Source organism: Longimicrobium sp. (assembly GCF_036387355.1).
Lineage (GTDB): Bacteria > Gemmatimonadota > Gemmatimonadetes > Longimicrobiales > Longimicrobiaceae > Longimicrobium.
Genome location: NZ_DASVTX010000350.1, coordinates 1 through 6,440, shown reverse-complemented (window position 1 = coordinate 6,440; position 6,440 = coordinate 1). Strand labels below are relative to the sequence as shown.

Genomic DNA, 6,440 nt, shown 5'->3' with positions numbered 1-6,440 from the left:
TAGGGAATAGGGAATAGGGAATAGGGAATAGGGAATAGGGAATAGGGAATAGGGAATAGGGAATAGGGAATAGGGAATAGGGAATAGGGAATAGGGAATAGGGAACTTCGGGTTGGCGCGGGCTGAGAATGCGTTTCGGGCGATTTGCGCGACGTGGGGTGCGGGGATGGTTGGCGATTGCGAGATCGTTCGTCCAGGCGCATTCTCGGAGGTCGTTTTTTCGGGGCGGATGGATCGGAGGCCGAGAGTTTCGAGCTCGCGCCGGGTTCGGGCGGTGCCTCTTGCGATGGAGCGGGGACGCGGGCCTATTGCTCGCGGGTGTGATGATGGCGGGCGAGGTGGGCCGGGTGGCCGCCCGCCCTGACGACCAGGACGGCGGGCCGCAGCGGCGGACCCGGCCGTCATCCCGAGGGGGAGGGCACGCTGACTCTGCGGATTGAAGTTTCGCCTCTGCGCGGCAACCGGCTCGCCATGGACTACCTGGCGGGCACACCGGAAGCCGCGCATTTCTTTTCCGGCCATCCCGCCGACCTGCAATCGTTCCGCGCCAAGCTGGAGGAGGTCACCCGCCGCTTTGGACGCGCCGAGCGCGAGGCGGCCGCCGCGGCCGTGCGTCCCACGTCCGCCAGCGCGCGCGAGCGGCTCGCCCGCTTCGTGGAGCAGGGCGGGGCCATGGTCACCACCGGCCAGCAGACGGGGCTGTTCACCGGCCCGCTGTACACCATCCACAAGATCCTCACCGCCATCCGCCTGGCCGAGGCACTGGAGCGGGAGCTGGGCATCATTGTCCTCCCCGTCTTCTGGTGCGCCTCCGAAGACCACGATTTCGCCGAGGCCAACCACACCTTCGCGGTGGACGGGGCGGGGAAGCTGCGCCGCTTCAGCGTGGGGCAGACGGACCCGCGCCCCGTGCCGATGAGCGAAATGCGGCTCGGAACGGACATCGAATCCGTAGTAGATGAATACGGGGAACTCGTTGCGCAGCAGCGCGGAACCGGTGTTGATCTCACACGCTTCTCAGGTCCATACCGGACGGGAGAAACAGTCGCCGGGGCGTTCCGCGGGATGGTGGAGGGGCTGTTCGCCGACTTCGATCTGCTGGTGACCGACGCAGCAGATCCCGCGCTCAAGCAGGTTTCGGTCCCGGTCCTCCGCGCGGCCGTCGCAGACGCGGCCGGGCACGAACGGCTGCTGCAGCAGCGGACGGAGGCGCTGGAGGTGGCCGGGTACGCGCCGCAGGTGACGCTGGTGCCCGACGCGGCCAACGTCTTCTATCACGGACCGGCCGGGCGCGAGCGCCTGGTGCGCGCGGGGCGAGGATGGGCGGCGCCGGACGCGCGCATCCGCGTTACGCCGGAAGAGGTGGAGGCGCGCATCGCCGCGGAGCCGGGCTCGTTCAGCCCCAACGTGCTGCTGCGGCCGGTGGTGGAGTCCGCCGTCTTTCCCACGCTCGCCTACGTGGGCGGGCACGCGGAGGTGGCGTACTTTGCCCAGATCGAGCCGCTCTTCGGCGCCATGGGCATCCTTCCCCCCGTGGCATACCCCCGCTTTTCCGCGCGCCTGGTTCCGGACGAGGTGGCCGAAGCGGCTGCGGAGCTTGGGGTTACGGACGCGGAACTCGCGCTCCCCGAGCACGAGCTCATCGCCCTGGTCGCGCGCCGGCGGCTGGCGCCCGAGGTGGGCGAGCGGCTGCGGGCGCTGCGCGGCTCCATCGTGGAGGGCTTCGGGGCGGTGATGGACGCGGCGGACGGGATCGACCCCAACCTGCAGCTGGCCATCGGCGCGCGGCGCGACCGGGCGCTGCTGGCCGCCGCGGACGCGGAGCGGAAGATCCTGGCCCACGCCAAGCGCTCCGACCGCGGGATCACGGAGCTTCTGCCCCTGGTCCGCAACACGCTGATGCCGTTCGGCGCGCCGCAGGAGCGCAGCCTGAACCTGCTGCCGTTCCTGGCGATGCGCCCCACGCTGCTGCGCGACCTGGCGGAGCGGATGGAGGTACGGCTGGGCGGCGCCGTGGCCCGTCCGGAGAGGATGCCGGATGGCGCGGTCCATGCACCCGCGCAGCCGCAGCCTGGATGACGCCTTCGTCGCCCGCCGCCGGAATGGCAGCGGGCGTTTCTCCTGAATGACCCGTTGATGAGCCGCGAAGTACCGCCGCGCCCGGAGCCTTTCACCGATCCGGACGTGACCGTAGAGATGGGCCCCGACGCGCTCAAGGACGCCGCGCTGGGCGCCGAGCCCGCCGACCAGTCCACGCCTGCCAAGCCGGTGGCGGAAAAAGGGCGGTCCGGCGCGCGCGGCAGCATGATGGTGGCCGCCGGCATTCTGCTCAGCCGCATCGCCGGGCTGGTGCGCCAGCGCGTGTTCGCGCAGTACTTCGGCACGTCCATCTACGCGGACGTGTTCAACGCCGCCATGCGCGTTCCCAACTTCATGCAGAACCTGCTGGGGGAAGGCACGCTCAGCGCGTCCTTCATCCCCGTATACGCGGAACTGCTGCAGGAGGGAAAGAAGGAGGAGGCCGGCCGCGTGGCGGGCGCCATCTTCTCGCTCCTGCTCGCCCTGGCGGGGGTCATGGCGCTCATCGGAGTGCTCTTTGCCCCGTTCCTCACCACGGTCTTCGTTCCCGGATTCGAGGGCGAGCGGCGCGAGGTCACCGTCCAGGTGGTCCGCATCCTCTTTCCCATGACCGGGGTGCTGGTGCTGAGCGCCTGGTCGCTGGGGATCCTGAACAGCCACCGCCAGTTCTTTCTGTCGTACGTGGCGCCGGTGGCGTGGAACGCGGCGATGATCGTCACGCTCTGGGCGATGGGCCACAAGGCGGACGGGCGTTCGCTGGTGGTGGCGCTGGCGTGGGGCGCGCTGCTGGGCGGCGTGCTGCAGTTCGCCGTCCAGATTCCCGGCGTGCTCAAGCTGGAGCGCTCGCTCAACATCCGCTGGGGCACGCACGTGGCCGGCGTGCGCGAGACGCTGCGGAACGCCGCGCCCGCGATCATGGGGCGAGGGGTGGTGCAGATCAGCGCGTGGATCGATGCCATGCTCGCCTCGTTCCTGGTGGTGGGTGCCGTGTCGACCATGCAGTACGCCATGACGCTGTACCTGCTTCCCATCAGCCTTTTCGGCATGTCGGTGGCGGTCGCCGAGCTTCCCGAACTGGCGCGGCAGCGCAGCGCGGGGGTGGAGCAGCTTCGCGAGCGCGGGTCGGCGGCGCTGGAGCGCATCGCCTTCTACGTGCTCCCCAGCTTTGTGGCGCTGGTGGTGCTGGGCGACGTGGTGGTGGCCGGCCTGTTCCAGACGGGCGAGTTCAACCGCGACTCCACCCTGATCGTCTACGCCACCACGGCCGCGTTCGCGACGGGGCTGATGGCGACGACGGCTTCGCGCCTGCTGTCGTCCACCTTTTTCGCCCTGCGCGACACCCGCACGCCGGCGCGCTTCGCCACGCTGCGCGTCATCTTGTCCATCGTGCTGGGCCTCGTGCTGATGCTGCAGTTCGAGCGCGTGGACCTGGGCGGCGGGTGGAAGCTCGGCCCCGGGCTGTTCGGCGGCGTGCGGGTGGGCGGGCAGCCGCTGGGTGTGGTGGGGCTGGCGCTGGGCGCGGGGATCGCGGCGTGGGTGGAGTGGTGGCTGCTCAAGCGCGCGCTCAAGGCCCGCGTCGGCCGCGTGGCGCCACGCAATTCCATGATCGTGCGGATGGTGGCCGCTGCGCTGATCGCGGCGGCGGGCGCATGGGCGGTGCGCCTGGCGCTCCCCGAACTGGGCCCGTTTCTTCGCGCCGTTCTGGTGCTGGGCACGTACGGGCTCCTGTACTTTGGCGTGGGCGCCGCGCTGGGGCTGGAGCAGGCCGGCGCCATCGCCCGGCGCCTGCGCGGGCTCGTGAAGCGATGAACTGACGACAGCCGTCGCTCGCAGAGGGCACGAAGGTTTTACGGAGGTCACGGAGGGAACAGCGCCTCCGTGACCTTCGTTCCGTTCCGCTTCGTCCATCGTCAGGAATGGCGGTCGGGAGGATTGATGAACGAACGAGATATGAGGATCGCGGACGCGGTGCGGCGCGCGTGCGCGGAGGCGGCGGCGGATGCGTACGAGGACGCGGGGATCCGCGGGCTGTGCGCGGAGGGGCGCTGGGAGGCGGCGCACGACGCCATCCGCCGGGTGGACCTGCAGGCGGTCATCCGCGAGGCGGGCGGGGCGGAGGAGAACGCGTAACGCCTGTGACCGGAACGGCGCGTTCGGTGTATCATCCCATCCTGATCCACAGGCCCGTTCCGCCGCCCGCACGAACCGATGTCCGAGCGCACCACCCATCTGGATTCCAAGCTCCGCACCCTCTCCACGCAGCCCGGCGTCTACCTGATGAAGGACGCCGAGGGCACCATCATCTACGTGGGCAAGGCGAAGTCGCTGCGCGCCCGGGTGCGGTCGTACTTCCAGAGCGGGGCGCAGCACGGCATCAAGACGCGCGAGATGGTGCGCCGCGTGGAAGACGTGGACACCATCGTCGTCCGGAGCGAGGCGGAAGCGCTGATCCTTGAGAACAACCTGATCAAGGAAAACCGCCCCCGCTTCAACATCAACCTGAAGGACGACAAGACCTATCCGTACATCAAGGTGACGGACGAGGTCTTTCCCAAGGTCTTTGTCACCCGCACGCTGCGAAAGGACGGCGGGCGTTACTTTGGCCCGTACACCGACGTGCGCCGCATGCGCCAGTCGCTGGAACTGGTGAAGCGCCTGTACACCGTGCGCTCCTGCCATTACAACCTGCCCAAGGAACTGCCGGAACGGCCCTGCCTGGACTACCACATCGGCCGCTGCAAGGCGCCGTGCGTGGCCCTGCAGTCGCCTGAGGAGTACCGGGGGATGGTGGACGAGATCATGGAGGTGCTGGGCGGGCACACGCGCCTGGTGGCCCGGCGGCTGCGCGCCGAGATGCAGGCCGCGGCGGGGGAGATGAACTTCGAACGGGCCGCCGAACTGCGCGACGCCATCGGCCAGTTGGAGTCGCTGGAGCGCAAGCAGCAGGTGCTGGACGTGAGCGGCGCGGACCGCGACGTGATCGGCTTTGCGCGCGACGGCGCGGACGGGTGCGGGGTGGTGCTGCAGATTCGCGAGGGCAAGCTGCTGGGGCGCGAGGCGCAGTTCCTTACCAACATGGGCGACGAGACGGACGCCGAAGCGATCTCCGTGTTCGTGACGCGCCTGTACGCGGACCGGGTGACGCGCGACCCCGAGAGCGTGCCCTCCGAGATCTACTTTCCCGTGGACTTCACCGACCGCCCGGTGCTGGAGCAGCTTCTGCGCGAGGCGGCGGGCCGCGCGGTGAAGCTGCACTGGCCGCAGCGCGGAGAAAAGCTGCAGCTGGTGGGGCTGGCGGACCAGAACGCGCGCCACATGCTGGAAGAGCGCAAGCTGATGGGCAACGCCGCCGCCGAGCGCGCCCCCGACGCGCTGTACGAGCTGCAGGAAGTGCTGGAGCTGCCCATGGTTCCGCGCACGATGGTGTGCTTCGACATTTCGCACACGCAGGGCACGGAAACGGTGGCGTCGGCGGTGTTCTTTGAGAACGGCGAGCCGGCCAAGGGCGAGTACCGCAAGCTCAAGATCCGCGGCGACTGGGGCAACGACGACTTCGCCAGCATGCACGAGGCGGTCACACGCTGGTTCCGCCGCCGTGTGGAGGAAGGAAAGCCGCTCCCGGAACTTGCGGTGATCGACGGTGGCAAGGGGCAGCTGGGCGCGGCGCGCAAGGCGCTGGAGGCGCTCGACATCCCGCAGCAGCCGGTGGTGGGGCTGGCCAAGAAGGAGGAGGAGCTGTTCCTTCCCGGGCGGTCGGAGAGCATCCGCCTGCCGCGCCGCAGTCAGGCGCTGCGCATGCTGCAGCGCCTGCGCGACGAGGCCCACCGCTTCGCCATCACCTACAACCGCACGCTGCGCACGAAGCGCACGGTGCGCTCGGAGCTGTCGCTGATCCCCGGCGTGGGCCCGTCGCGGCAGAAGGCGCTGCTGGAGAAATTCGGATCCATGCGCAACGTGGCGGCCGCCTCAGAGGCGGAGATCGCCGCGCTCCCGGGGTTCGGCCCGTCGCTGGCCAGAAAGGTGCTCGAGGCCGTGCGCCCGGAGCCGAAGAGCGGTGCGGGGAAGGCCGGCGCCGCGCCGACGGCGGATTCCGGGGACGCCGCTGCCTAGAAGGGAGAAGGGCGGTCTGGTGCACTCCGGCCTGCTCGAAGTGCGTTCGGAGAGGCCCCCTCCCCCCAACCCCCTCCGCCCGCTCCGCGGGAGAGGGGGAGCCGTTCGGCGCGGGGGATGGTTCGACGCGTTTCGGCTGGCTGTCCGCCGGGGCTTACCGCGCTCGAGCGGCGGATTGACCCGCTCAGGCGCGTTTGCGTTAGGACGGCGGCGCTTCGGGCGTGGGGCCCCCCCCCCCCCCCCCCCCCCCC

The 6,440-nt window shown here is 69.9% G+C and carries 4 protein-coding genes; all 4 read left to right on the top strand.

Annotated features, from left to right (window positions below; translation table 11 throughout):
• The first annotated feature begins 360 nt into the window (after window positions 1-360).
• The 4 genes from bshC to uvrC all read left to right on the top strand — a co-directional run bounded on the left by bshC (window position 361) and on the right by uvrC (window position 6,189).
• Window positions 361-2,079 (top strand): bacillithiol biosynthesis cysteine-adding enzyme BshC, encoded by a 1,719-nt coding sequence (gene bshC, locus VF665_RS15395; protein ID WP_422655644.1) that lies wholly within the window; start codon window positions 361-363, stop codon window positions 2,077-2,079.
• 57 nt (window positions 2,080-2,136) lie between these two features.
• Entirely contained in the window at window positions 2,137-3,888 is a 1,752-nt protein-coding gene (gene murJ, locus VF665_RS15390) for a murein biosynthesis integral membrane protein MurJ (protein WP_331054321.1), read from the top strand.
• A gap of 126 nt (window positions 3,889-4,014) precedes the next feature.
• The gene (locus tag VF665_RS15385; protein ID WP_331054320.1) at window positions 4,015-4,209 is read left to right on the top strand and encodes a hypothetical protein; all 195 of its coding nucleotides are present in this window, start codon (window positions 4,015-4,017) and stop codon (window positions 4,207-4,209) included.
• Window positions 4,210-4,287: 78 nt separating this feature from the next.
• Window positions 4,288-6,189 carry an excinuclease ABC subunit UvrC gene (uvrC, locus tag VF665_RS15380; protein ID WP_331054319.1) on the top strand — a complete coding sequence of 634 codons (1,902 nt, stop codon included), beginning with the start codon at window positions 4,288-4,290 and terminating at the stop codon, window positions 6,187-6,189.
• Window positions 6,190-6,440: the final 251 nt, after the last annotated feature.